This is a genomic window from Aeromonas sp. FDAARGOS 1417, assembly GCF_019046985.1.
Classification (GTDB): Bacteria; Pseudomonadota; Gammaproteobacteria; order Enterobacterales; family Aeromonadaceae; genus Aeromonas; species Aeromonas veronii.
Window position 1 is genome coordinate 2,029,689 of sequence record NZ_CP077221.1, and the last position, 26,488, is coordinate 2,056,176.

The window sequence follows — 26,488 nt, forward strand, 5'->3', positions numbered from 1 at the left end:
TTCATTTGCGATGCAAAAAATCGCATCCCGACTATAGAGTGAGCCAATCCGGTCTGCCACTGTCGGCGTTCACCGACAGTGGCAAGCCAATACTGTAACTGGCGGCGATTGCGCAGGAAGATGAAGAGATCTTCGCCAATAGATCTCTGTTCTCGGCATTGATCCATGACCAGGGGCCACAGGATCATTGAGCGGTTTTGTGAGCCGGTTCACGGCTAGCCGCCCCGGATGCGGCTAGCGCAGCAGCAGGCTGTTCATCAGGGCCCGCAGTTTGAGTGGTTTGACCGGTTTGCTGATGTAGCCATACCCCCGCTCGCGGATCTGTGCCTGCAGCTCGCTCTTGCGATCGGCACTGATGATGATGCCTCCCAGCTCGTCGCCACACACCCGTTGCAGGGCAGCGAGCGCCTCCAACCCGGTCTTGCCGTCGTCGAGGTGGTAGTCAGAGAGCACCAGCCGCGGCACAAACCCCTCCGCCATCAGCGCCTCGGCTTCGGCCAGATCGACGGCGCAGCGCACCTCGCAGCCCCAACGGCCGAGCAGGGTGCTCATGGCGGTCAGAATGTCCCGCTCGTTGTCGATACAGAGCACGGCTACACCTTCCAGCTGGCTGTCGCGTGCCACTGGCGCAACCAACTGATGGGCAGTGACCGGCCGGGTTGCCAGATTGAGGGTCACCGCAAAGACCGAGCCCTTGCCCGGCCAACTCTGCAAAGTGAGCTGATGACCGAGCACCAGCGAGATGCCACGGGCGATGGCGAGCCCCAGACCCAGCCCCTGCTCCTTGGCGGTGCGGGAGTGATCGAGGCGGGAGAACTCGTCAAAAATAGCCTCCTGCTTGTCCTGCGGGATGCCGGGGCCGTTGTCCCACACCTCGATGCGGATCTTCTCCCCCATACGGCGGCAACCAAGCAGCACCCTGCCGCCCGGGTTGTAGCGAAACGCATTGGTGAGGAAGTTCTGCAGCACCCGACGCAGCAGCCGCACATCGCTGTGCACCGCGTGCTTGCTCTCCACCACCGAGAAGTGGATCCCCCCCGCCTGGGCCAGCACGCCAAACTCCGCCTTGAGGTTGTCGAGCAGATCGCGCAGGGCAAAGTCGAGCTTCTTGGCCTTGAACTTGCCCGCTTCGAGCCGCGAGATATCGAGCAAATCGGTGATGAGATCCTCGGTCGCCCCCAGCGCATCGTCGATATGGCGGGCGATGCGGGCCTGCTCGCCAGCATCGGGCAACATCTCCAGCAGAGAGGAGGTAAACAGCTTGGCCGCATTGAGGGGCTGGGTCAGATCGTGGCTGACCGCCGCCAGAAAACGGCTCTTGGATTGATTGGCCCGCTCCACCTGCTGGTTCACCAGCAATAGTTGGCGGTTGAGTTCGGAGAGCTCACGGGTGCGCTCGGCCACCCGTGCCTCCAGATGTTCGTTCGCTTCGCGCAGCACCCGCTCCGCATCGCGAAACGGCGTGATGTCGGTAAAGGTCATGACGAAACCACCGGCGGGCATGGGGTTGCCCTGCATCTCGATCACCCGCCCGTCCGGGCGCTCCCGCGCCGAGATATGGGCGCTGCCGCGCTTCATAAAGGCAACCCGCCGCGCCACGTGATCCTCGATATCACCGGGGCCACAGAGTCCCTGCTGGGCGTTGTAGCGGATGATCTCCTCGATGGGACGCCCTGCCTGAATAAGCCCCGGCGGATAGTGGAACAGCTCGATGTAACGGCGGTTCCAGGCCACCAGCCTAAGCTCCCTGTCCACCACCGAGATCCCCTGCCCGATATGCTCGATCGCCCCCTGCAGCAGGCCGCGGTTGAAGCGAAACACGTCGGAAGCCTCATCGACTATGGTGGCGATCTCCTCGAGCTGCATGTTGCGCCCCTGCAGGGCCGAGGCGAGCACCAGCCGTGCCGACGAGGTGCCAAACACCCCCGCCAGCAGCCGCTCGGTGTGGGCAATCAGCTCGGCCGAGGCCTGCATCTGGGGCGCCAGGGTGCCGCCCCGCTCACCGGCGAAGCGACCAAAGGCGCGTTTGACCCGGCTTGAACCGACAAAGCGAGCCGCCAGCATCTCCAGCTCCTTGACCGAGACCCGCGCCTGATAGAGGGCAGCGGTATCGCGACTCGGCTTGCCGACAAAGTTGGCCGCCTGCAGCCGCTCGCTCACCGCCGGACGGGAAAGCAGCGAGCCAGCCACATAGCCGAGCAGGTTGAAGAGCAGGCTCAGGAAGATGCACCAGGCCCCGAGACTCAGCTCGCGAAATGCGGGCCAGTCCGGCGGCGCCAGCAGTTCAGCCAGCGGTGAACCGGCCAGCAGCCCGCTCTCCACCAGCAGGGTCACGAACCAGAGGCTCACCCCGAGGCTCAACCCAAGATAGACCCCCTTGCGATTGCCGTGACGCCAGTAGAGACCGAGCAGCAGGGCCGGCGCAAACTGGGCCACCGCGCCAAAGGAGAGATAGCCGATGCGCGACAAGCTGGTGAGATCGCCGAGCCAGAGGTAAAGCCCCCAGGCCGCCAGCAAGATCAGCAGGATGGCGCCACGGCGCACCTGCAACAGCAGACGCACCAGCCGCTCGTCGCGCCCCTGCCGCCAGAAGCGGCGCAGCAGTACCGGCAGCACCAGATCGTTGCTCACCATGATCGCCAGCGCTATGGTGCAGACGATTACCATGCCGGTGGCCGCCGAGGTGCCGCCGAGAAACGCCAGCATCGCCATGCCATCGAAACCGAGGGCCATCGGCAGACTGATCACATAGGTGTCGGAGGCCATGTCAGCCCCCACCCACTGCTTGCCCGCCAGTGCCAGCGGCCAGATAAAGAGCCCCATCACGAACAGGTAGAGCGGGAAGATCCAGCGCGCCCAGTGCAGATCCTGCCCCTGATTGTTCTCCACCACAGTCACATGAAACTGGCGCGGCAGGCAGATAACGGCGCACATCGCCAGCACCGTATAGATGGCAAGCTCCAGCAGGTTGCCGGGGCTCACCGCCACCACCTGCGCAAAGAAGTCGCGGGTCACCTGTTCGTGAGCCTCGCCCGGTTTGCTCAATATCAGCCAGAGGGCGAAGCCACCCACCGCGATAAAGGCCAGCAATTTGACCACCGACTCGAAAGCGATGGCCACCACCATCCCCCTGTGGTGCTCGGTGGCATCGAGATGGCGGGTGCCGAACAGGATGCTGAACAGCGCCAGCAGCAGAGTGACCCCGAGCGCCAGCTCGCTGGTATTGCTGGTGGGGCTGATGCCGCCGCTGTTGACCATCAGCAGATCCAGCCCGGTGACGATGGCTTTGAGCTGCAACACCAGATAGGGGAGGATCCCCATGATGGCGATAAGGGCGATCACCATGGCGAGCCGCTGGGATTTGCCGTAACGGGCGGCGATAAAGTCGGCGATGGAGGTGATGTGCTCGCGCTTGGCCACCAGAATGAGGCGCGCCAGCAGCCGCCAGCCAAACAGAAAGACCAGCATGGGGCCAAGGTAGATGGGCACCGGCGACCAGGGGGATTCACTCGCCTGCCCCACGGTGCCGAAGAAGGTCCAGGAGGTGCAGTAGACTGCCAGCGACAGGCTGTAGAGCAGCGGTTGCCCCTTGAGACGGTGCCGTTTGTGCTTGTCTGCCACGAAGGCGATCAGAAACAGCAGCCCCAGATAGGTGAGCGACAATCCGATCAGCAGCCATCCCTGGTGCATCGATAACTCCTTGTCCATGTTGAGTTTTTGTATACAACCTCGCCAGTCTAGAGAGGCTGCAGCCAAAAGTCATCCCCTTCGGACAGATTGAAATTATCGTTTTTCAATAAGTTTTATCTTGACTGTATATCGTAAAACAATAAACATTGCCGGTGTAAATATTGATAAACGATAAACTTTACCTTTCAGATAAAACCATCACAGTGAGGAATGAGATGATCTCCAACAAACTCGAACGCTCGAGCATGCTGATCGAATGGCTGCTACTGCTGGCACTGCTGGCGACCCCTTTGATCACCTTGCTGGAGGTGTGGACCCCCTTCGGTGGTGCCGATTTTCTGCAGGAAAAGCTCAACACCATCTTGAGCCGCCCCGGCATCAATCCTGCCGACTATCCCCTTCACTTCTCCACCCGGCTGCTCGGCACCCTGGTGCAGCTGTTGCCGGATCTGGTCTTTATGATGATGCTCTGGCAACTGCGTCAGCTGTTTCGCGGCTACCGCGCCGGTCTGCTCTTCACCTTCGAGCAGATCCGCCGCTACCGGCAGATCGGACTGCTGCTCTGTACAACTTTCCTGGTCGAATTGATCCTGACCCCCTTGCTGGATACGGTGCTCACCATGAGAGGCCCGGAAGTACTCGGTACCATAGCGCTGAGTACCTCCGATTTCCGGGTACTGCTGGCGGGACTGATCGTACTGGCGCTGGCACTGGTCATGCGCGAGGCCAAACTGCTGGCCGATGAACAGCAACTGACGGTGTGAGGAACGTATGCCCATTATCATCCGCCTTGATGCCCTGCTGGCCGAGCGCAAAATGACCGCCCGCGAGCTTGCCCAGCGCATCGACATCACCGAGGCCAACCTCTCGATCCTCAAGAATGGCCACGCCAAGGCGGTGCGCTTCTCCACTCTGGAGGCCATCTGCCGTGAACTCAAATGCCAGCCCGGCGATCTGCTGGGCTACGAGCAGGAGCGCTAACCCCCTTATGAGTCGTCATATCACCCTGTTTGCCCTGTGGCTGCTGCCGCTGTGGGCCAGCGCTGGCAATGACGCGAACGGCCCCCGCTACCATATCGAGCAGGGCGCCAGCGCCAATGTGCTGCAAGTGCGCCTCACCATGCAGGGTAAACCCCCTTTTACCCTGCTCCCCGCCCGCCAGTTGCCGGGCAGTGCCGCGCCGGTTTCCCCCGCGCTGAGCTGCCTTGCAGACAACCAGCCGGTTGCCCTCAACCAGCCCTTCTCTTGCAAAGAGGTTGGCTGGCAGATCACGCTCACACCGGCTCCGACAGTGGGTGCTGATGCCTCGGCCCAACAGTCGCTGCTGTTCGCTCCCAACCAGTGGCTATTGACCGAATGGGGTAACTTTGTGCGCCAGATGGGGAGTCGCCAAGGAAAGGTTTGTCTGCCGGATGGCAGCTGCCAACCGCTGCCGGATGTCAACCGGCCGCCGCTGATCCTGCCGTTTGGTCTGGACACTGTGCCCGTCACCAAGCCGGATCCGCGGCTGGTGCTGAGCCATGACGAGACCGCCAACCAGCTCGATCTGCCGGCATTGCAGCAGCAACTGAATGAGATCATCGACTATCTGGCCTTCCAGCTTGATGTGGATCCGCCCACTCATCCATGGCAACTGGTGTGGCTGGGTCGGGATGTGGCGACCCGCTCCCTCGGCGGCGCCGCCGGAGATCAGGTGTTTGTCGCCAACTACCCCACCGAGGCTGGCAAGCCGACGCCACAGGCTCCCTTGCGCCTGCTGCGCACCTCGGCCCACGAGGCGGTGCATATCCTCAGCGCTCGCCACTCTGCTCCACAACCCACCTGGGTCAACGAGAGCCTCGCAGAGTACCTCGCCATCAAGGCGTTGCGCCGCTTTCGGCTGCATCAGGTCACGGCAGTCAACGAGCTGGCCGAGCGGGGCAAACAGCTGCCCCATCGCGAGAGTGGCCTCTATCGGGCGGCTCGCGAGGTGCTGGCGGGCGATCGCTCCTACTACCCGCTCTTTTACGTCAAGGGGAGCGCCTTCTGGGAAGCGCTGGAGCGGGAGCTGCAGCACAATGACGTGACGCTGGCGCAACTGCTGCCCCAACTGGGCTGGCTGCCGGATGGTCGCTTTGATGCCGCCTCCAATGAGCTACTTGCCGGCACCATCGGCTCGGACACCTGGCGCCGCCTCAGCCGCCTCTATCTTGGCGAGCAACAGTAACGCCGCAAACCGCAGCAACAAAAAAGGGAGAGCCGTGGCTCTCCCTTTTGTTAGGTGATGATTCAAATAGACAAATATCAGGCTGGAGCCCTCTCCTGCGCAGACGGCGCAAAGGGGCGCAGCCGCAGGAAGAACACCGGCAAGACCACCAGCACCATCAGGAAGAAGATGCCGCCGCCGAGAGGCTCGAACAGCACGCCGCAAAGTGCCATCAGGGCCGCCACCGTCATGCCGAGGCCAAGGGCGGCATAGAGCGCCTGGGTCGGGATCAACTGCTCGGCGGGCAGCTGGCGAGTCATAAAACGCACCGCCCCCAGATGACTCATGCCAAACGTCACCGAGTGGAGCAGCTGCCCCAGCACCAGCACCCACAACTCGGTCGAGGCACCCAGCAATACCCAACGCACCACACAACCGATGGCACCGGCGATAAAGAGACTCTGGGCGCCAAAGCGCTGCAAGAAACGCTTGTCGGCGGCGAACATGCAGATCTCGGCCACCACCCCGAGCGCCCAGAGATAGCCGATGATGGTGCCGCTATACCCTTGCGCCTTCCAGTAGATGGCGCTGAAACCGTAATAGGCGGCGTGGCTCCCCTGCAGCAGAGCGGTCAGCAGCAGGAAACGGCGCACCGGTGCGCTGCGCAGGGTTGCCAGCAAGGACGCCTTGGCGCGCTCCCCCTGCACATCCTGTGGCGCGGGACTAAGTGGCAGCCAGCTGAGCAGCAGCATCAGCACCAGCCCCGCCACCATGGTGTGCAAAATCCAGTCGCTACCAAAGTTGCCCACCAACGCCCCCACCAGGGTAGAGGCGACAATAAAGGCAAAGGAGCCGCACAGCCGCACCTTGCCGTAATCGAGGTGTGCCTGCACCACCATGCGGGTCGCCAGCGCCTCCCCCACCGGCATCAGGGTCGGATAGATAAAGTTCGCCAGCAGGGTCAAGCCCACCAGCCACCAGAGGTTATGACTGAGATAGAAGCCGAGAAACGCCAGCAAACTGAGCAGGGAGAGCAACCTGGTAACCGGCAGCAGATGGCCCGCCCCCTTGATCTGCCCCATCACCATCAGGTTGCCGGCAAAGCGGATCGCCATCCCCGCCCCCAGCAGGAGACCAATCATCTCGGCGCTGACGCCCACCCCCTCCAGCCAGAGCGACCAGAACGGCAAGTAAGCGCCGTAGACAAAATAGAAGGCGCCGAAAAAGAGCGCTAACCAGGAAAACGCGGGCATAGATCCTCTGCAACCGGATGACGGGAGCAGAATGATAACCCATCCTCCCCCGCAGATCCCGATGGAAACCCTGCGCAGAAAATGAAAAAACTTCAATAAAATTGAACTATTACCGAAGAGGTGGGGTCTACCTGGTAACACCTCCTCCTGGTTAGTGTTGCAATCCTTCCACCCGCCCATGGCGGGTTTCTTTTTTAGGCAAACATCTGCTCTGCGCCATCGTCACAACATGGCGGCGACAAAAAAGGGGCCGAAGCCCCTTTGATCATCTGCGTCTGTTGTTTGCTCTTTAGAATACGTATTTGACCCGAGCACTCAGGTTGCGGCCCGGTTCGGTCATCATGCTGTTATCGGAGCCCTCGGCACGACCGGCGATACGCTCGTAGCTGGTGTACTCCTTGTCAAACAGGTTGAAGACCCCGACGTTGAGCTGCAGGTCGGTCATCGGGTTGAACTGGGCGTACATATCCACCACACCCCAACCGGCGCTCTTCACGTAATCGTTGCCTTTGCTGTCTTTACGGACTTTGTCCATGTCGTCAGCAAAGCGCAGCGCGGTGTTGAAGTTCCATTGGGACTGTTCCAGACGCACACCGACGGAGCCGTTCAGCGGGCTCAGGCTGTTGATGTAGTTGCCATCCCCATCCTTGCCTTCGATGTAAGCAAGGTTGCCCCAGACATTGACGATGTCGTTGAGCCAGTAATCCGCCTTGGCTTCGACCCCTTTGGTGGTCGCCTTGCTCAGGTTCTGGTACTGGTAGACGGCGGTGCGCCCCTCTTTGCCCACTTCCACCATCTCGATGAAGTCTTCAAACTTGTTGTAGAAGCTGGCTACTTCATAGCTGAAGCCGTTGCTGCTGCCACGCACGCCGAGATCGATGCCGTCGCTGCTCTCCGGATTGAGGTTCGGGTTGGGCTCGATGCGATAGCCGTACGCCTGATGGTTCAGGGTGGAGAAGGCACTGTCATACATGGGGGCCTTGAAACCGTGGCTGTACTGGGCGAACAGGTTGGCCGCCTCGTGGGCCTTGAACACCAGACCCAGCTTGGGTGACAACTCCCCTTCCGAGAACTTGTGCAGCTTGTCGCCGGTGTATGCCGGATCGTTGTCCGGGGTCATCCGGTAGTAGTCATAACGGGCACCCGGGGTGAGCACCCAGCGCTCGCCAAACTTGATCTCGTCAAAGGCCCACAGGGCGCTGCGCTCGCTGGTGGTAGCCGGGAAACTCAGCTCGTTGTAGCCGACAAAATCACCGGGAGTCGTCGGCCCCTTGTAACGGGTACGTTCGTTGTCGGTGTGCTCGTATTCAGCCCCCCAAGCCAGGCGGTGGTTGGCGACCGCCTTGTGGAACTGCAACTGGGCGCCGATGTTCTTCTGATCGAACACATTGTGATCCAGCGAGTTTTTGGTCACATAGGGATTGCCGGGGCTGACCGGATATTTGGATGAGGCGTACTGATCCAGCGTCTGCTTGGTGCGGGCAAAGTAAACCTTGCTATCCATCCGATCAGCCCAGCCTTGATTTAGCGCGATGCCGTGATCCAGCACCACAGAAAGGTTGTCGGTCTGCTTGTCGGTGATGGGCTGATCAAAGACACGGGCAGTACCGGTACCGACCTTGTTGAGCTTGACCGCATCCGGCTCCTCGCCATCGGTCAGGTAGTCGACGGTCAGCTTGAGGAACTGCTCATCGGAGAGGTTCCACTTGCTCTTGAGCAGCAGGGCGTGGGTACCGATATCGAAGTCGTTCTTGGTGGAGTCGAAATTCTGGGTCACACCGCCATCGCGCCAGGTGTAGCGCAGCAGGTTCTCCACTTCACCAGTGCGCAGGGCGCCGGTAAAGCCCGCCATCTTCTGGTGGCTGCTGGAGGCGTAACCGCTGGTCACGTCCAGATAGCTGTCCTTGCCCTTGAGGAAGTCGCTGGCATCCTTGGTGGTGATGGCAATCACGCCACCCAGCGCATCGGAGCCGTAGGCGGCAGACGCCGGCCCCTTGGCCACTTCTACCTGCTTGATCATGTCGGTATCGAAGTAGCTCTGGCCAACCCCGCCCTTGCTGTAGGCATCGTTCTGGCGCACACCGTCGCGCACCACCTTGACCCGGTTTTCCCCCATGCCGCGGATGATAAAGGTCTGCGCATCCCCCTGACCGCCGAGCACAGTCACACCGGGTTCGTAGCGGAACAGGTCGGCGACGTTGGTGACGACCTGCTCTTCAATCTGCTTGGCGGTGATCACCGAGATGGGGCCGGAGACATCTTCCAGTTTTTGCTCCATCCGTGAGCCGCTGACGACCACGACTTCATCCGCCTTCTGGGTGGCAGCAAAGACCTGGGAAGAGAGACCGGCCGCCACGGCGAGGGCAACCAGAGAGAGTGCGTTATGATGGGTCACAGCGAATCCTTATTGAGAACTGTTATCAAACAGGCCGCATATTACCCGGCTCTCGACAAAGATCAACAAGAAACGAAATCATTCTCATTTGTTTTGAACCAAATTGGTTTTACACTGTCGCCCTGTGTTGCCCTTATTCTCTATTAGCCCCCCGAGATGCACCGGCATCCGGGCATATCAGCCGTGAGATCCCATGATTAGACGACTTCCCCTGCTCGCCCTGCCGCTGCTACTTGCAGCCTGTGCCACCCCCACCCAACCGACCCAGTCATCACAGTTGCAGACGCTCTATGACTACCGGCTAAGCAGCGAGGGAGACGCAGACCTGACGCTGGAGCAGACGATCGCGCGCATTGCCGACGCCGACATCATTCTGGTGGGGGAGCTGCACAGCCATCCCGCCGTGCATCTGTTGCAATCGCGCCTGCTGAGCGGGCTCTACACTGCTGGCCAGCAGCACGGGCGGCCATTGGCCCTCTCCATGGAGCAGTTCAGCCGCGCCGATCAGAAGACGCTGGATGCCTATCTGGCGAACCAGATTGGTGAAGCGGCCTTGATCCGCGAAGGCAACGCCTGGCCCAACTATCCGAGCGACTACCGCCCGCTGGTAGAGTTTGCCAAGGCTCACCAGATGCCGGTGATCGCTGCCAACGCCCCCAAGCCCCTGGTGAGCTGTGTCGGTCAGGAGGGGGCTGAGTGGCTTGACAAACTGCCAGCCGCACGTCGCAGCCAGCTGGCCCGCCAACTGACGCAGGGGGATGACCCCTATCGCCAGAAATTTATGGCCTCCATGCACCACGGCGATGCCGACAGCAACGCCCGCCGCTTCGCCGCCCAGACCAGTTGGGATGACACCATGGCCGAGAGCATGGTGGATTATCTCGCCAAGCACCCTGGCCAGCAGATCATGCATATCGCCGGCAATTTCCACGTCGAGGGGGGGCTTGGGCTCGCCAGTCGCATCGCCAGCCGCAATCCTGCCCTCAAGGTAGCGCTGGTCGTGCCCCGTACAGATGAGACCTCTGTTGCAGATCCCGCAGCCGATGTGCAGGTAACCATCATGCCGCTGCCTAAGCGCTGGCAAAACAGTGACGAGATGAAGCAAGATATGGGCGCGCTGCATCAATCCCGCAGTCGTGACTGCAGCCAGTGGCTGCAACCCTAATCTTCAAGGAAACGGCGGGTAAGAAAATGGATGTGTTACTGATCATCGATGTGCAGCAAGGCTTGTTCAACGAGCCCCGTTACCGCCAGGAGCAGGTGCTGGCCAATATCAATCGGGCTGCGGCCCATGTCAGGCAGCAACAGGGACGGGTCATCTATATCCAGCATGACTCGCCCCCCGGTACCGAACTGGAACCGGGCACCCCGGGTTGGCAGTTGCACAGTGCGCTGCAACCGGCCAAAGGAGATAGCCGGGTGCGCAAGACAGCATGTGACAGCTTTCTCGATACCGAGCTTGCCTTCCTGCTGGCCGAGCAGCCGGTCGATCGACTCATTCTCTGTGGCTGTGCCACCGATTTTTGCGTCGATACCACGGTGCGCAGTGCCGCCTCCCATGGGTACGAGGTGCTGGTGTTGAGCGATGGTCACACCACCGCCGATCGCCCCCACCTGAGCGCGGCCCAGATCACCGAGCACCATCACTGGATGTGGCGCCACCTCAGCCTGCCGGAGGGGCGCAATGTGACCCTGCTCACCACCGACGAGCTGCTGGCAGTAACACCCGCCCTGCAGCCGTGCTAATCTGCGAGCCTCGCCTCGTTTCTCACTGGAGTCTGTCGTGCGCCTGTTGTCTGCCACCCTGTTGTTGATTGTTCCCCTGCTGTCGGCCTGCTCCAGCTTGCCCGGCCAGAAGTATGACGGGCCGGAACCCCTGTTTCTGACCCACATCAACGAGGAGGGGAGCAAGCGGTTCACCTTTGAAGCCGCGCCCAACGACACCTTGCCGCGCGGCCTCTCGGCGGCCCAGAGTCAACGGCTGCTGGAACAGCGGGAAGCCTTGCAGGAGAACCTGCTGACCGAGACCCTGGCGACCAAGCAGTATTGCCGCCAGGGCTACATCGTGCTGAGCCAGACCTCCTGGAAGGTGCGGGGCGAGTGCAACGAAACGGCCACCGACGCCGATCGTCGCGCTTTTCCCAACAAGGCCAGCTGGCAGGATTAAACTGGCGGATGAGATAACGCAATAAAAACGGGCAGCCAATTGGCTGCCCGTTTTGTTATGACGGCTGTCGTGGTCGACAGGGATCGTCAGACCGGCGCATCGGCCGGGCTGGTGAGCTCGGCACCGTTGTCGATACGCTTGTGCCCTTCCACCAGATGGACGAAATCCACCAGCTCGTCACCGGAAACCGCGAACGCCTGGCCGAAGCCCTTGACGAACAGCCCCTGTTCCGGCTTGAGGCGGAACAGTTTGAAATCCTTGAGGTTGGAGAGACCCTTGATGATCTCGCCAAAACGCCCTTCCAGCGCAGCAACCGCCTTGCTCCAGCGCGCATCGTCACGGGCCACCACTTCAGCCACCGCATCGAAGGTCAAGCGCTTGCGGGCAAACAGCTCGCGGGCACCGCTCTCATCCTCGATCAGCATCAGGGATACCCGGGGCACCTGTTGCAGGTTGCGGGCGTGGCGGGCGATCTCGGAGATCAGCACATAGTAGCCATCTTCCTGCAGCACAAACGGGGCATAGCTGGCGTTGGGATTGCCTTCGCCATCGACGGTGGCGAGCTGCAGGGTGCGGCAGCTATCGCGAAACTCGCGGATCTCCGGTTGCAGGCGGTTCTGCAGACGCTCCTGACGTTCACTCATGCTTTGACTTCCTCTTGAGAGTTGTGGCGCAGCGCCATAAAACGGGTGACCTGATCGGCCAGCAGCTGGCGTTTCTCGTCGCGACCCAGATAGACCTTGAACATGCAGCGGCCGGAGTGACCGAAGAACTGGAAGGAGTGCCCCTCCTTGCCCATGAACAGCTTGCTGACCAGCGCAATCCCCGCCACGTTATCGAGCTTGAGGTGACCATGCAGCTCACCGTCGCGGCCCATCAGGTTGTAGTAACCGCGTGCGTCCTTGCCTTTCGGGAAGGGGGCTTTGACCTCGAAGATGGAGCCTTCAGATTCGACGATGGTGGTCACCGGGCCCCAGTCGGCCAGATCTTCCAGCAGACCTTGTGCGCGATCGGCGGGTAGCAGGGTCACCAGCTCGGCGGGCAGATGACGAACCACCTCCCATTCGCTGATGGCAAGCTGGGCCGCCAGGGTGGACGGATGAGCGCCGGGATCCTGCTCCAGCAGCGCGTGAATGCGTTGTGCAATGCTCATGTTTTCTCCCTCTGCGGGACCATGTTGTCCCGCTGTTTATCATGGCGGCTACTCTAATAAAGCACAGAAACCAATGCAATTGATAATTGCTATCATTATCAGTGCATTTTTTCCAAAGCCTTGATATTCTCGGCGGCACACCCGTTTCATTCACCCCTTCGGAGGTTAGCATGGGCCGTCGTCTTGCCCTCGCCATCACCCTGCTCTGCAGTTCACTGTCCCCATTCTCTGCCGTTGCCGCCGACGGACAGAAAGAGCGTATCGTCAGTATCGGCCCCGCCACCACAGAACTCATTCTGGCACTTGGCGGTGAATCGAGCCTGATCGCCACCGATGTCAGCAGCCCTTTGCCAAAAGGGTTGCCCAAGGTGGGTTATCACCGGGCACTGGCCGCCGAAGGGATCCTGAGCCTCTCCCCCACCCGACTGGTGGGCAGCGACGAGATGGGGCCGGCCCCGACCCTGGATCAGCTGCGTCGTGCCGGGGTCAAGGTGGAGGTGCTGGATACCGCGCCGACTCTCGCCAACCTCAACCAGCGTATCGACACCCTCGCCAGCCTGCTGGGCGATAAAGCCGCTGGCGATCGCCTGAAGGCAGAGATCCAGGCTCAGACCGATCAGCTGGCGGCGCAAGCCAAACAGAACAAACCGCTCAAGGTCGCCTTCCTGCTGCTGCACAAGGGGCAACCCACCAGCATCGCCGGGGGGGACACCACCGCCAGCGCGCTGATTTCGCTGGCAGGCGGCATCAATCCGGTCGCCGAGTTGCGCAACTACAAGCCGGTATCCGCCGAATCCCTCATCGAGATGCAGCCCGATCTGGTACTGGTCAGCGGTCGTGACTGGCAACAATATGCCGATCCGGCCAAGGTGCTGGCGGAAGTGCCCGCCCTGGCCGCCACCCCGGCTGGCAAGCGTAACGCCATTCACGCCATCGACGGCCACGCCCTGCAAGGGGGCTTGAGCCTCAACTCCCTGCAACAGGCGAACCAGATCGCCCAGTGGATCAAGCAGGGGTCATGATGCGGTTACCCCTCTCCTGGCTGCTGGCCTTCACCACGGCTGCACTGGCACTGTTGCTGCTCGGTTCGCTGGCAACCGGCCCCATGACCCTCACCTTGGGCGAGAGTCTACGGGCGCTGTTTGCCGGACAGGAGAGCGGGATAGAGTCGCACAAGCTGCTGATCGTGCAGGAAATTCGCCTGCCGAGAACCCTGCTCTGCATCGCAGTGGGGGGGATTCTCGGGCTCTGTGGCGCCGTGATGCAGGGGCTGTTTCGCAACCCTCTGGCTGACCCCGGCATCATAGGTGTCTCCGGCGGTGCGGCGCTCGGTGCGGCGCTCGCCATCGTGCTGCTGGCCCCCCTCGGCCAGCAGCTGCAAGCCACCATCGGGATTGGTCTGCTGCCGCTGCTCGCCTTTCTCGGCGGCGCGCTCACCACCACTCTGGTCTATCTGCTCGGCACCCGCGAGGGGGGCACCTCGGTCACCGTCATGCTGCTGGCCGGGGTAGCCATTACGGCGCTCTCCGGCGCGGTGATCGGCCTGCTCACCTATCTGGCGGACGATCAGATGCTGCGCAACCTGAGCCTGTGGCAGATGGGGACGCTGGCTGCAGGCAAACCGGCCGATGTGGCGCTGGCCCTGCTCACCCTGGCGGCGCTGCTGTGGCTCTTTATGCGTGATGCCAATCCCCTCAACGCCCTGCTGCTGGGTGAAGGAGAGGCCCGCCATCTGGGGGTCAATGTGCAATCCCTCAAGCGCCGCCTGATTCTGCTCACCGCAGCGGGCGTCGGGGTGGCGGTGGCGGTGTCGGGGATGATCGGCTTCGTCGGGCTGGTGGTGCCCCATCTGGTGCGCCTGCTGGCGGGCCCCAACCATGTCAGGTTGCTGCCGCTCTCGGCCCTGCTTGGTGCCGCCCTGCTGCTGGCGGCCGACATGCTGGCTCGCACCCTGCTGGCCCCGGCCGAGCTGCCGGTGGGCATCATCACCGCCCTGCTCGGCGCCCCCTTCTTCATCTGGCTGCTGGTAAAAGGCCGCCGCGCCCTGTGATACGGACTGTTATGCAACCACTCTCATCCTCACTCTCCTCCCCCCTGTTGAGCTGCACCCGACTCAGCCTGCGCCGTGGCCAGCGCCAGATCCTGGATGGGCTCGATCTTAGTCTCGAGAGCGGCACCCTCACCGCGCTGCTCGGCCCCAACGGGGCGGGCAAGAGCTCGCTGCTCAAGTGCCTGACCGGCGAGCTGGAATATGAGGGTTCCATCACCCTGTTTGGCGCAGATCGCCAGCAGTGGGACAGCAGCCAGCTGGCCCACTGGCTCGGGGTATTGCCGCAAAGCTCCTCCCTCAACTTCCCCTTTCTCTGCGAAGAAGTGGTCGCCATGGGGCGCTTGCCCCACAGTGAACCGGCGGTGCGGCGTGACGAGATTGTGGCGGCGGCCATGACCCATGCCGGGGTCGAGCATCTGGCCAAACGGCTCTATCCCGGGCTCTCTGGCGGCGAGCGGCAGCGGGTGCAGTTTGCCCGGGTGCTGGCGCAGATTTGGCAGGCCCCCTCCCCGACCGGTCAGGCCGAGCAACCCCGCCTGCTGCTGCTCGACGAACCCACCTCGGCGCTGGATCTGAAATACCAGCATCAGCTGCTCACCATGGCGCGCGCCCTGGCAAGCCGCAATACTGCAGTGCTGGTGGTGCTGCACGACCTCAATCTGGCGGCGCGCTATGCCGATCGGCTGGTGATGCTGGAACGGGGCAAGCTGATGGCCGATGGCACGCCAGCCGAGGTGCTCACCCCTGAGCTCATCGCCCGTCTCTATGATTATCCGGCACAGGTGATCCACCACCCCGAGAGCGGCCTGCCGATGGTAGTGTGACAAATTCAGAGTGCGGTAACGGCAGGAAGCGCGTTATTCATCCCGGAAACTGCAGCGTATAAACCGGTTTTTCACACCCCATATCGCCCTGCTAACATTCATCATCGCCAGATATGTGGTGTGAATATCCTCACACTTTGCTCAGGCAAAACCCCCGCAGCATCACCGTCTACTTATAATGACGCCGCCTCACAGAAGGCATAACTCATTGATGCTACGGAACAATTACAATGAAAAATATCAACAAGACCCTACTGGCTGCCGCCATCTCCCTCGGGATGCTGGCTGGCTGCAACAGCGACAACGACTCAAAGGCAGCTGATCCCATGGTTCGTTTTGCCACCTTCAACCTCTCTTTTGACCGCACTGCCGCCGGTATGCTGACCGGTGAGCTGGCGCTGACCCGCACCGAGCAGGATGCCCTGCTGGCCCGCCTCGCCGAAGGGAGCCTGAGCGACGCCACTGAAACCAAAGCCAAGAACGTGCAGCAGATCCGCAACGTGGCGGAGATCATCCAGCGCACCCGCCCGGATGTGTTCCTGCTCAACGAGTTCGACAACGACGGCAAAGGCGAGAGCACCGCCGACCTGAAAGCCTTCAACGACAACTATCTGGCCCACGCCCAGCACGCAGAGGTGACGGCCATCAGCTATCCGGTGATGCAGAATTTCGCCACCAACACCGGCCTGATGAGCGGTTATGACCTCAATCTGGATGGCAAAGTCAACAGCGGCCCCGACGATGCCTGGGGCTTTGGCAACTACCACGGCCAGTATGCCTTTGCGGTGATGTCCAAATACCCCATCGACACCAAGCAGATCCGCACCTTCCAGAACTTCAAGTGGAAGGATATGCCGGGCGAGCAGAACCCCATCATCGATGACTGCAACAATCCCAAGGTCAAGATCCCGGCCAGCCGCCAGTGTGGCGATGCCTGGTATTCAGACGCAGCCTGGCAGCAGTACCCGCTCTCCTCCAAGAACCACGCCGATGTGCCGGTACGGATCAAGACCGAGAAGGGGGACGAGGTGATCCACTTCCTGATCTCCCACCCGACCCCGCCGATCTTTGCCAACACGGCGCGTCACACCGTCAAGCACAACCGCGCCGAGATCGCCTTCTGGAATGACTACGTCAAGGGTCTCAACTACATGACCGATGACAAGGGCACCAAGGGTGGGCTGGCCAAAAATGCCAAGTTCGTCATCGCCGGGGATCTCAACGCCGATCCGCTCACCGGTGACGGTGACCTGACCGCCATTCAGGATCTGCTAAACAACCCGCTGATGAATCAGGCCATCACCAATGGCACCCTGATCCCGGTCAGCGAAGGGGGCCCGGAGTGTGTCAGCAAGGGGACCGACTGCAAACGCAACCTCACTCGCCCCAACCCGGAACGCATCACCAACTCCAGCGTGCTGCAGCTGGATCACGTCATCCCCTCCGCCAACCTCAACGCTGTCAAGAGCGGTGTCTTCTGGCCGGCCAGCTTCGAGGCCGGTTATCACCTGGTCTATGATGCGAAACTCGGCATCGCCAAGGGAGTCAGTTCGGATCACCGCATGGTCTGGGTCGATCTCAAACTCGATTGAGCCACCCACTGACTGCCAGTTCGGGGGCCTTCTGGCCCCCTTTTTGTTTCCGCCATCTCGCCACTTCTGCCGCTGGCTCAGACTCCATACTGAGTAACCAGACAGTTACCGCCCGCCACGGCGGCAGACGATTCGGCAAATCGTGCGCTACACCACCATTCTGATACCCCTGCCTTGCAAGGGGGTATGGGGTTTGCTAATACTCCGCGTCCATTAAATGACCAACGATAACCGGGGCAACGAGCCGTGGCGTTTGAACAATTCACTCTGGTGATCTCGCTGTTCCAGCAGCTCTGCGTCTATCTGGTGATCGCCTGGCTGCTCTCCAAGACGCCGCTGTTCATGCCGCTCACTCAGGTGACCCTGAGCGGGCCCCACAAGATCCTCTGCTACCTCATCTTCTCCGGCTTCTGCGTCATGGGCACCTACTTTGGCCTGAGGGTCGAGGACTCCATCGCCAATACCCGCGCCATCGGCGCCGTGCTGGGGGGCATTGTCGGCGGCCCGGCCGTGGGACTGCTGGTGGGGCTGACCGGCGGCATTCACCGCTACTCACTGGGGGGCTTTACCGCGCTGGCCTGCACCTTCTCCACCATCGCCGAAGGGCTGCTCGGCGGGCTGGTGCACCGCCACTTCGTCGCCCGCCACCGGCTTGATCTGCTGTTCAGCCCCTGGGTGGTGGGCTCGGTGGCCCTGGTCGCCGAGCTGATGCAGATGGGGATCATATTGCTGGTGGCTCGCCCTCTCGATGACGCCATCCACCTCATCGAGAACATCATCGCCCCCATGCTGGTGGCCAATACGCTGGGGGCCGCCATGTTCATGAGGATGATCCTCGATCACCGCGCCATGCTGGAGAAGTACTCGGTTGCCTTCTCCGCCCGCGCCCTCAAGATCGCCGAGCGGGCGATGCGAGTGCTGGACAAGGGCTTCACTCAGGAGGCGTGCCAGCAGATGGCGCGCATTCTCTACGAGGAGACCGGGGTGGGCGCGGTGGCCATCACCGATCGGGAGAAGCTGCTCGCCTTTATCGGCATCGGCGAGGATCACCACCTGCCGGGCACCGCCATCAACTCCCGGCACACCTTCAAGGCGATCCAGCACAACGAGGTGGTCTATGCCGATGGCAACCTCATCCCCTACAGCTGCACTATCCATCCCGGCTGCAAACTCGGCTCCTCGCTGGTCATTCCGCTGCGGGGGGAAGAGGGCTCCGTGGTGGGCACCATCAAGCTCTACGAGCCCAAGCGCAAGTTCTTCTCCTCCATCAACCGCACCCTGGGAGAGGGGATCGCCCGGCTGCTCTCCGGCCAGATCCTGGCGGGCAAATACAACGAGCAGAAGCGACTGCTGGCCCAGTCGGAGATCAAGCTGTTGCAGGCGCAGATCAACCCGCACTTCCTGTTCAACGCCCTCAACACCCTGTCGGCGGTGATCCGGCGCGATCCCGAAAGCGCCCGCACCCTGGTGCACAACCTCTCCACCTTCTTTCGCAAGAACCTCAAGCGGCAGGGGGACGAGGTGACCCTGGCCGATGAGCTGGAGCATGTGAACGCCTACCTGCACATCGAACAGGCCCGTTTCGCCGAGCACCTGAGCGTGCAGATCCATATTCCCGAGCCGCTGTTGGAGTACCGGCTGCCCACCTTCTCCCTGCAACCCATCGTCGAGAACGCGGTCAAGCACGGCATCTCCCAGATGTTCGAACCCGGCCTGCTGACCCTGACTGCCCGGGTCGAAGCACAACGGGTGGTGCTGGAGGTGTGCGACAACGCCGGGCTCTATCAGACGAAACAGGAAGGAAGCGGCCTTGGCATGAACATAGTGGATCGGCGCATCAAGGCCCGTTACGGCGCCGAGTACGGGGTCGCCATCGACTGTGTCCCCCATCAATCAACCCGGGTGAGGATCACCCTTCCCCTGCAGGAGAGCCCATGCTGACCGCCCTGATCGTTGACGATGAACCCCTCGCCCGCGAGGAGCTGCGCCTGCTGCTGGAGCAGGCGGGCAATATCCGCCTGCTGGGAGAGTGTGCCCACGCCATGGAGGCGCTGCCCGCCATCCATCGCTTGAAACCCGATCTGCTGTTTCTCGACATCCAGATGCCGCGCATCAACGGGTTGGAGCTGGTGAGCATGCTGGACCCGGACTTGCGCCCCCACATCGTCTTCATCACTGCCTACGACGAGTTTGCCCTGCGTGCGTTCGAGGAGAACGCCCTCGACTACCTGCTCAAACCGGTCACGGCAGAGCGGATGAACAAGGCGCTGGAGCGCATCCAGCGGTTGCTTTCGCCCAAAGGTGAATTAGCTGGCCAACCGCTGCCGGATCCAACCCGCATCGCCCAGCCCCTGCGCAGCATCCCCTGTAGCGGCCACAACCGGATTCTGCTGCTGCCTCTTGGCGAGGTGGAGTTCATCCACAGCGATCTCACCGGTAACCGGGTGATCAGCGGCCAGCAGCAGGGCACCACCGAGCTGACCCTGCGCACCCTGGAAGAGAAGACCGGCTTCGTGCGCTGTCACCGCCAGTACCTGCTCAATCCGGGCCAGATCCGCGAAATCCTGCTGCTGGACGGCGGGCTGGCGGAAGTGGTGACTCAGGGCGGCCACAAGGTGCCGGTGAGTCGCCGCTACCTTAAGCCCCTCAAGGAGCTGCTCGATATTCCCTGATGGCGCGCTATGCTTCACCCCGCTCCCGCTCTGCCAGCGACCACTCACCCGCTGACCACGGCCGTCGACACTTCCGCCAAACCACTCGGGGTCGCTTTTCAGCCACTCGCGGGCAGAACCCGGCCACTGACCTTTTCTTCGCTCCCCTTTCCCCACCGCATGGGTAGAGTGCAGGCTGAGCCCGGCCAGACTGGCCACAGGAAAAGGAAACTCCCCCATGCAACACGCAATCACTTTTGTCATTGCGGCCCTCTGCATCCTCGCCATCGCATATCGCCTCTACGGCGTGTTCTTTGTGCGCAAGGTGCTGCAGGCTGACGACAAGCAAGTCACCCCCTCCCACCAGCTGGAAGATGGCAAGAACTATGTGCCGACCAACAAGTGGGTCAACTTCGGTCAACACTTTGCCGCCATCGCCGCCGCTGGCCCGCTGGTCGGCCCGGTTCTGGCGGCCCAGTACGGCTACCTGCCGAGCTTTCTCTGGCTGCTGATCGGCTGCGTCATCGGCGGCGCGGTACACGACACCGTGGTGCTGTTCGCCTCCATGAAGCATCAGGGCAAGTCCCTCTCCGAGGTGGCCAAGGCCGAACTCGGCCCCATCGCCGGCTGGTGCACGGGGCTCGCGATGCTGTTCATCATCACCATCACCATGGCGGGTCTCTCCATGGTGGTGGTACACGCACTGGAGCGTAACGCCTGGGGCGTGTTCGCGGTGTTCATGACCATCCCCATTTCCATGGTGGTGGGAATTTGGCACAAGCTGACCGGCAACCTGCAAGCCGCCTCTTGGGTCGGCTTTGCCGCCGTGCTGGCCTGCGTCTTCTTTGGCCCCTACGTGCAGGAGAGCGCCTTCGGTGCCTGGCTGACCCTGCGTGCCGAGACCATCAGTCTGGCGCTGCCCATCTACGCCTTCTTCGCTACCGCGCTGCCGGTCTGGCTGCTGCTCACCCCGCGCGGCTACATCTCCAGCTTTATGAAGATCGGCGTGTTCGGCGCGCTGGTGATCGGCGTTATCTGCATCAACCCGGAGATCCAGTTCCCCGCCATGACCCAGTTTGTCCACGGCGGCGGCCCGGTACTGGGTGGCCCGGTCTGGCCCTTTATCTCTATCACCATCGCCTGTGGCGCCATCTCAGGCTTCCACGCCTTTATCGGCTCAGGCACCACCCCGAAACTGGTGGACAAGTGGAATGACATTCTGCCGGTCGCCTTCGGTGCCATGCTGGCCGAGTGCGTGGTGGGCGTGATGGCGCTGATCGCCGCCACTGCCCTGCACCCGGCGGACTACTTCGCCATCAACGCCACCCCGGAGGCCTTCGCCAAACTGGGGATGCAGGTGGTGGATCTGCCGTTCCTCTCCCAGGAGATCGGCATGGATCTGAACGGCCGCACCGGCGGCGCCGTCACCCTGGCGGTGGGCATGTCCTACATTTTCACCAAGGTGCCCTGGTTCAGTAACCTCGCCTCCTACTTCTTCCAGTTCGTGGTGATGTTCGAAGCAGTCTTTATCTTAACCGCCGTCGACTCCGGCACCCGGGTCTCCCGTTACCTGATCCAGGACTTCTTCGGCGAGTTCTACCCGCCCCTCAAGCGCATCGACTGGATGCCGGGCGCCATCTGGGCCAGCGTGCTCGCCTGTGTGATGTGGGGGTATCTGCTGATGTCCGGTGATATCGGATCTGTGTGGGCGCTATTCGGGGTCTCAAACCAGCTGATGGCCTCGGTGGGCCTGATCATCGGTGCCACCATCATCTTGCGACTGGCCAGCAAGCGCCGCTACATGCTGACCTGCCTGATCCCGCTGGCCTATCTGTTCGTCACCGTCAACTACGCCGGTTACTGGATGATGAGCAACGTCTACTTCAACGCCGCGGCCAAGGGCTACAACCCGATGAACGGCATCATCTCCCTCATCATGCTGGTGCTGGGAATGCTGATCCTGCTCTCCGCCCTGCGCAAATGGAGCGAGCTGTGGAAGCTGCGCCAGCAGCCCTCCTACAAGGTGGTTGAAGCGACCGCCTCCTGATGGGCGAGTGGCTTTTCCCCTGACATGACCCCGCTGCGGCGGGGTCTTTTATTGGCAATGGGTGGCGAGTTGACCACGGCTCATTAATCCACCGCTTGGCATTGAGTTATCCATCCATAACTCATCCATAGCCGTTGAATGGGCCTCGCGATCACAGAACCGCCGCGCCAATGGTGGTAGCATGCCCGCTCTTGCCATCCGGCCGCACGGCGGATCCGGTGGCCCTCCCTCCTCCGCTTTCACTTTTTGAGGAACGATTTGATGGAACTGCTTCTGCTTAGCAACGGTAAAGCCAGCGAATTTCCGGGTCTGCTCGGCTGGGCCCGAGATCGGGTTCAAAGCCTGCTGGCTCGCAAACAGGTCAAGCGCATTCTGCTCATCCCCTACGCGGTGATCCGCAGCGACTGGGATGCCCGCGCCAACGAACTTACCGAGAGCCTCGGGATCGAGACCATCAGCATTCACCACTTCGATGATCCGGTCGATGCCATCAATCAGGCCGACGCCATCTTTATCAGCGGTGGCAACACCTGGCGCCTGAATCAGCTGCTGCATGAAAATGGCCTGATCGTACCGATCCAGCGTGCCGTACGCGAACGGGGCGTCCCCTATGTGGGCTGGAGCGCCGGTTGCAACGTGGCGACCCCGAGCATCCGTACCACCAACGACATGCCGGTCTGCAGCGCCGCCGTGCTGCCCGCGCTGAGCCTGTTCCCGCTGCAGATCAACCCGCACTATCTGGACGCCAGCATCAGCGGCCATATGGGCGAGACCCGCGACGAGCGTCTGGCCGAGTTCTGCGCCATCAACCCGAGTGAATATGTGGTGGCTCTGCGCGAAGCGAGCCTGCTGCAGATCAGCGGCGATACCGTTGAGTACTGGAGCGCCCGCGAGCAGGACTTCAAGATCTTCAAACAAGGTCAGGAGCCGCAAGCCTTTATGGACGCCTCCCCGCTGGCCGAGTTGACCCCCTTCAAGGTCGGCTGAGTCACGCAGAGCGCCGAACCACTGGCAGGCAGATGGCTCACAGCAACGTAGAAAAAAAGAGGGATGGCTCGGCGCCATCCCTCTTTTTTATCTTCATCTTTCAGCTAGTTGTAGTCTGATTACTCACCCTGCAGGGTCACCAGCACCTTGCGGGCGCCGCCATCGACACGATGCTCGCCAAGCCAGATCCCCTGCCAGGTGCCGAGCGCCAACTGACCATCGCGAACTGGCAGTTGCAGGCTCACCCCGAGCAGGGAGGATTTGATATGGGCGGGCATATCATCCGCTCCCTCATAAGTGTGGCGATAGTAGGGGGCATCCTCCGGCGCCAACCGGTGCAGATGAGCCTCCATATCGCTGCGCACGCTGGGGTCGCAATTCTCGTTGAGAGTGAGCGAGGCAGAGGTGTGTTGCAGCAGCAGATGAGCCATGCCGACCCGTTAATCCGCCAGCATCGGCAGCTTGGCCACCAGCTCGTCCGTCACCAGATGAAAGCCCCGCGAACGGGGCTTCAATGTCAGCAGGCACTGCTGCCACATCAGACATACTCCATAAAGACGCGGGAGGTGAGTTTGGTGATGAGTTCGTAGGGGATGGTGCCAATCTCGTCGGCCACCCGCTCCACCGGCAACCCCTCGCCCCACAGCACCGCCTCGTCACCGGCCTTGTCGGTTGCGCCGGGCCCAAGATCTACCGTGCTCATATCCATGGAGACGCGCCCCACCAGCGGCACGATGCGGCCGTTGATCAGCACGGAAGTGCCATTGGGCGCCATGCGCGGATAACCGTCACCGTAGCCGATGGCGATCACCCCGAGCCGGGTATCGCGATCCGACACCCAGTTGGCGCCATAGCCCACCGGCTCGCCCGCTTTGTGATCCCGCACCGCAATCAGCTGGGTCTTCAAGGTCATCACCGGCTGCAGGTCGTAATCGGCCGCCACCGTGTTGGGGAAGGGCGACACGCCATAGAGGATGACACCGGGGCGAACCCAGTCGCAGTGGGAGTCTGGCCAGGCCAGAATGCCCGCCGAGTTGGCCATGGCCCGCTCGCCCGCCAGCGGCGCCGTCAGGCGACTAAAGAGATCGATCTGCTCGCGGGTAGTGGGCTGCTCCAGCTCATCGGAGCGGCTGAAGTGGGTCATGATGTTGAACGGCTGCACCACGTTCTTGCACTTGCCGAGTCGTTCGATAAAGGCGGGCATCTCGTCGGCACGCACCCCGAGGCGGTGCATGCCGGTGTCGAGCTTGAGCCAGGCCACCACGGGGGCTGGCAGCTCGGCCTGCTCCAGCGCTTCGAGCTGCTCCCAGGTGTGAACCGCCGTCTGCAGATTGTTGGCCGCCAGCACCGGCAGATCGTCGGCGGAGAAGAAGCCCTCCAGCAGCACAATGGGTTTGACCACGGCGCAGGAGCGCAGCATCAGCGCCTCTTCGATACGGGCCACCGCATAGGCATCCGCATCCACCAGGGTGCGGGCGACCGGCAGCAGTCCATGGCCATAGGCGTTGGCCTTGACCACAGCGATGATCTTGCAAGCGGGAGCGTGGCGCTTGACCATGGCGAGGTTGTGGCGCAAGGCCGCAGTGTTGATTTGGGCAGTAGCCGCTTTCATGGTTTTCCCTTACGAGGGCACAAATGGTCTCCCCCTCATCGGGCCGAAGACCGCCACTCACTTATCGTCGTCGAAGGCCGGACCGGCATAATTGTCGAACCGGGAAAACAGGCTCTGGCTGGCTGCCTCTCAATAAATGGCAAGCGGGTCAGAGCGGTGGTGGCAATCCTGACTACAGGATTGCCATGATTGTTACATATCAATAATCATCATCAAACGCAGGGCCGGCATAGTTGTCGAACCGGGAGAACTGACCCTGGAAGGTGAGGCGCACACGGCCGATAGGGCCGTTACGCTGCTTGCCGATGATAATCTCGGCAATCCCCTTGTCCGGGCTGTCATCGTGATAAACCTCATCACGATAGATAAACATGATCAAATCCGCATCCTGCTCGATGGAGCCCGATTCACGAAGATCCGAGTTGACCGGGCGCTTGTCGGCCCGCTGTTCCAGGCTTCGGTTGAGCTGGGAGAGCGCCACCACAGGGCACTGCAGCTCTTTCGCCAGCGCCTTGAGGGAGCGGGAGATCTCGCCGATCTCCAGGGTACGGTTGTCAGAGAGCGCCGGCACCCGCATCAGCTGCAGGTAGTCCACCATGATCATGGATAGGCCACCGTGCTCGCGTGCCACCCGACGGGCACGGGAGCGCACATCGGTCGGAGTGAGGCCGGAGGCGTCATCGATATACATCTTGCCCTTCTCCAGCAGCAATCCCATGGTGGAGGAGAGGCGTGCCCAATCCTCGTCATCGAGCTGACCGGTACGCACCTTGGTCTGGTCGATACGACCGACCGAGGCGAGCATACGCATGATGATCTGCTCGGAGGGCATCTCCAGCGAGAAGATAAGCACCGGCTTGTCGGCGGTGAGGGCCGCATGCTCGCACAGGTTCATGGCAAAGGTGGTCTTGCCCATTGAGGGACGGGCCGCCACGATGATCAAGTCCGAACGCTGCAAACCGGCGGTCATCTTGTCCAGATCGTTGTAACCGCTCGATACACCGGTCACCCCGTTGTGCGGAGTCTTGAACAGCTCTTCAATCTTGTCGACGGTCTGCTCGAGGATGAGCTTGAGGGGCTGGGGCCCCTCGTTGGCGCTGGTGCGCTGCTCGGCAATCTTGAATACCTTGCTCTCGGCAAGATCCAGCAGATCGCCGGAGGTACGGCCCTGTGGCTCGTAGCCCGCTTCGACTATCTCGTTGGCGACCGAGATCATCTCCCGTACCACCGCCCGCTCGCGCACGATTTCGGCGTAGGCGTTGATGTTGGCGGCACTCGGGGTGTTCTTGGCGATCTCCACCAGATAGGCGAAGCCGCCTGCCTCTTCCAGCTGTTCGGAGCGTTCCAGCTCCTCCTGCAGGGTGATGAGGTCGATGGGGTTGCCCGCGTTGGAGAGGCGGGTCATGGCCTGGAAGATCAACCGGTGCGGACGGCTGTAGAAATCCTGATCGATAACCCGTTCGGCAACCCGATCCCAGGCATCGTTATCCAGCATCAGGCCGCCCAGTACGGACTGTTCGGCCTCAAAAGAGTGGGGAGGAACTTTCAGCTGTTGTGTCTTGGCGTCTTTTTTCGCCGTCACTTGCTCTGCCATACACATAAAAACCGCAGCGGGAAGGGGACGGGAATTTTACAAAAGAAAGCCAACTACGGCGAGCCCTATCTGGCGGCTCATACCATCATAAAGGGCCAAACCAGAGTCTGCTCTACCTTGACCATTTTGATTTTGCTTCGCATTTTGCGCTCCTTGCGACTCAATCTTCTGCTTTTCATCCGGTTTACTCCTCTTGTTTGACGCCGCATCGCGGCTACCTCGTTCATGAATAATTCATGCCAGAGGTGATATTGATGAATACAAGCTGCGACACAATTAGGGACAGGC

At 61.5% G+C, this 26,488-nt stretch carries 21 protein-coding genes and 1 pseudogene; 14 read left to right on the forward strand and 8 right to left on the reverse strand.

Translation table 11 applies throughout. The annotated features are described in order from the left end of the window. Positions 1 to 234 precede the first annotated feature (234 nt). On the reverse strand, positions 235 to 3,690 hold the full coding sequence (locus tag I6L47_RS09120; RefSeq protein WP_216949145.1) for a PAS domain-containing hybrid sensor histidine kinase/response regulator: 3,456 nt from the start codon (positions 3,688 to 3,690) through the stop codon (positions 235 to 237). Between the two features lie 215 nt (positions 3,691 to 3,905). Here I6L47_RS09120 and I6L47_RS09125 point away from each other — a divergent pair, with 215 nt between their 5' ends. Genes I6L47_RS09125 through I6L47_RS09135 form a run of 3 tightly spaced genes read left to right on the forward strand, consistent with a single transcriptional unit; the run spans position 3,906 to position 5,896 of the window. Beyond that, complete coding sequence (locus tag I6L47_RS09125; RefSeq protein WP_021229702.1) at positions 3,906 to 4,454, forward strand: DUF2975 domain-containing protein; 549 nt, start codon at positions 3,906 to 3,908, stop codon at positions 4,452 to 4,454. A gap of 7 nt (positions 4,455 to 4,461) precedes the next feature. After that, positions 4,462 to 4,671, forward strand: a complete 210-nt coding sequence (locus I6L47_RS09130; RefSeq protein WP_005335250.1) for a helix-turn-helix transcriptional regulator — start codon at positions 4,462 to 4,464, stop codon at positions 4,669 to 4,671. A gap of 7 nt (positions 4,672 to 4,678) precedes the next feature. Continuing rightward, positions 4,679 to 5,896 (forward strand): hypothetical protein, encoded by a 1,218-nt coding sequence (locus I6L47_RS09135; protein ID WP_216949146.1) that lies wholly within the window; start codon positions 4,679 to 4,681, stop codon positions 5,894 to 5,896. Positions 5,897 to 5,973: 77 nt separating this feature from the next. On the opposite strand, the gene I6L47_RS09140 is transcribed toward I6L47_RS09135, so the two are convergent. Beyond that, positions 5,974 to 7,128, reverse strand: a complete 1,155-nt coding sequence (locus I6L47_RS09140) for a 3-phenylpropionate MFS transporter (RefSeq protein ID WP_139408996.1) — start codon at positions 7,126 to 7,128, stop codon at positions 5,974 to 5,976. 289 nt (positions 7,129 to 7,417) lie between these two features. Further along, the gene (locus I6L47_RS09145; protein WP_139442008.1) at positions 7,418 to 9,523 is read right to left on the reverse strand and encodes a TonB-dependent hemoglobin/transferrin/lactoferrin family receptor; all 2,106 of its coding nucleotides are present in this window, start codon (positions 9,521 to 9,523) and stop codon (positions 7,418 to 7,420) included. Between the two features lie 193 nt (positions 9,524 to 9,716). On the opposite strand from I6L47_RS09145, the gene I6L47_RS09150 reads away from it, so the two are divergent. Genes I6L47_RS09150 through I6L47_RS09160 form a run of 3 tightly spaced genes read left to right on the forward strand, consistent with a single transcriptional unit; the run spans position 9,717 to position 11,690 of the window. Next, a complete protein-coding gene (locus tag I6L47_RS09150; protein ID WP_216949148.1) occupies positions 9,717 to 10,688 on the forward strand; it encodes a ChaN family lipoprotein in 972 nt (323 codons plus the stop codon). 26 nt (positions 10,689 to 10,714) lie between these two features. Further along, on the forward strand, positions 10,715 to 11,269 hold the full coding sequence (locus I6L47_RS09155) for a cysteine hydrolase family protein (RefSeq protein WP_064335614.1): 555 nt from the start codon (positions 10,715 to 10,717) through the stop codon (positions 11,267 to 11,269). Positions 11,270 to 11,306: 37 nt separating this feature from the next. Then, a complete protein-coding gene (locus tag I6L47_RS09160) occupies positions 11,307 to 11,690 on the forward strand; it encodes a hypothetical protein (RefSeq protein ID WP_005335256.1) in 384 nt (127 codons plus the stop codon). A gap of 86 nt (positions 11,691 to 11,776) precedes the next feature. On the opposite strand, the gene hutZ is transcribed toward I6L47_RS09160, so the two are convergent. Both hutZ and hutX read right to left on the reverse strand, forming a co-directional pair. Next, a complete protein-coding gene (gene hutZ, locus I6L47_RS09165; protein ID WP_005335257.1) occupies positions 11,777 to 12,334 on the reverse strand; it encodes a heme utilization protein HutZ in 558 nt (185 codons plus the stop codon). After that, positions 12,331 to 12,843, reverse strand: a complete 513-nt coding sequence (hutX, locus tag I6L47_RS09170; protein ID WP_042080089.1) for a heme utilization cystosolic carrier protein HutX — start codon at positions 12,841 to 12,843, stop codon at positions 12,331 to 12,333. Before hutX ends, hutZ begins: the two co-directional genes overlap by 4 nt. Positions 12,844 to 13,013: 170 nt before the next feature. On the opposite strand from hutX, the gene I6L47_RS09175 reads away from it, so the two are divergent. The 8 genes from I6L47_RS09175 to pepE all read left to right on the forward strand — a co-directional run bounded on the left by I6L47_RS09175 (position 13,014) and on the right by pepE (position 22,994). After that, complete coding sequence (locus I6L47_RS09175; RefSeq protein WP_040066746.1) at positions 13,014 to 13,865, forward strand: hemin ABC transporter substrate-binding protein; 852 nt, start codon at positions 13,014 to 13,016, stop codon at positions 13,863 to 13,865. Then, positions 13,862 to 14,893, forward strand: a complete 1,032-nt coding sequence (locus tag I6L47_RS09180) for an iron ABC transporter permease (RefSeq protein ID WP_182932875.1) — start codon at positions 13,862 to 13,864, stop codon at positions 14,891 to 14,893. The genes I6L47_RS09175 and I6L47_RS09180 overlap by 4 nt, the downstream gene beginning before the upstream one ends. Before the next feature lie 11 nt (positions 14,894 to 14,904). After that, the gene (locus tag I6L47_RS09185) at positions 14,905 to 15,717 is read left to right on the forward strand and encodes a heme ABC transporter ATP-binding protein (protein ID WP_216949149.1); all 813 of its coding nucleotides are present in this window, start codon (positions 14,905 to 14,907) and stop codon (positions 15,715 to 15,717) included. Between the two features lie 230 nt (positions 15,718 to 15,947). Further along, on the forward strand, positions 15,948 to 17,309 hold the full coding sequence (locus I6L47_RS09190) for an endonuclease/exonuclease/phosphatase family protein (RefSeq protein WP_216949151.1): 1,362 nt from the start codon (positions 15,948 to 15,950) through the stop codon (positions 17,307 to 17,309). A 246-nt stretch (positions 17,310 to 17,555) separates the two neighbouring features. Continuing rightward, positions 17,556 to 19,250, forward strand: a complete 1,695-nt coding sequence (locus I6L47_RS09195; RefSeq protein ID WP_216949152.1) for a sensor histidine kinase — start codon at positions 17,556 to 17,558, stop codon at positions 19,248 to 19,250. Beyond that, positions 19,244 to 19,981 (forward strand): two-component system response regulator BtsR, encoded by a 738-nt coding sequence (gene btsR, locus I6L47_RS09200; protein ID WP_129503400.1) that lies wholly within the window; start codon positions 19,244 to 19,246, stop codon positions 19,979 to 19,981. The genes I6L47_RS09195 and btsR overlap by 7 nt, the downstream gene beginning before the upstream one ends. 217 nt (positions 19,982 to 20,198) lie before the next feature. Next, positions 20,199 to 22,007 (forward strand): carbon starvation protein A, encoded by a 1,809-nt coding sequence (locus I6L47_RS09205; protein ID WP_216949154.1) that lies wholly within the window; start codon positions 20,199 to 20,201, stop codon positions 22,005 to 22,007. A gap of 261 nt (positions 22,008 to 22,268) precedes the next feature. After that, entirely contained in the window at positions 22,269 to 22,994 is a 726-nt protein-coding gene (gene pepE / locus I6L47_RS09210; RefSeq protein ID WP_216949155.1) for a dipeptidase PepE, read from the forward strand. Positions 22,995 to 23,113: 119 nt separating this feature from the next. On the opposite strand, the pseudogene I6L47_RS09215 reads toward pepE, so the two are convergent. The 3 genes and pseudogenes from I6L47_RS09215 to dnaB all read right to left on the reverse strand — a co-directional run bounded on the left by I6L47_RS09215 (position 23,114) and on the right by dnaB (position 26,200). Continuing rightward, positions 23,114 to 23,533, reverse strand: a pseudogene (locus I6L47_RS09215) (secondary thiamine-phosphate synthase enzyme YjbQ). Beyond that, positions 23,533 to 24,606 carry an alanine racemase gene (gene alr, locus I6L47_RS09220; RefSeq protein ID WP_216949156.1) on the reverse strand — a complete coding sequence of 358 codons (1,074 nt, stop codon included), beginning with the start codon at positions 24,604 to 24,606 and terminating at the stop codon, positions 23,533 to 23,535. Before alr ends, I6L47_RS09215 begins: the two are co-directional and overlap by 1 nt. A 199-nt stretch (positions 24,607 to 24,805) precedes the next feature. Further along, entirely contained in the window at positions 24,806 to 26,200 is a 1,395-nt protein-coding gene (dnaB, locus tag I6L47_RS09225) for a replicative DNA helicase (RefSeq protein WP_026035132.1), read from the reverse strand. Positions 26,201 to 26,488 lie beyond the last annotated feature (288 nt).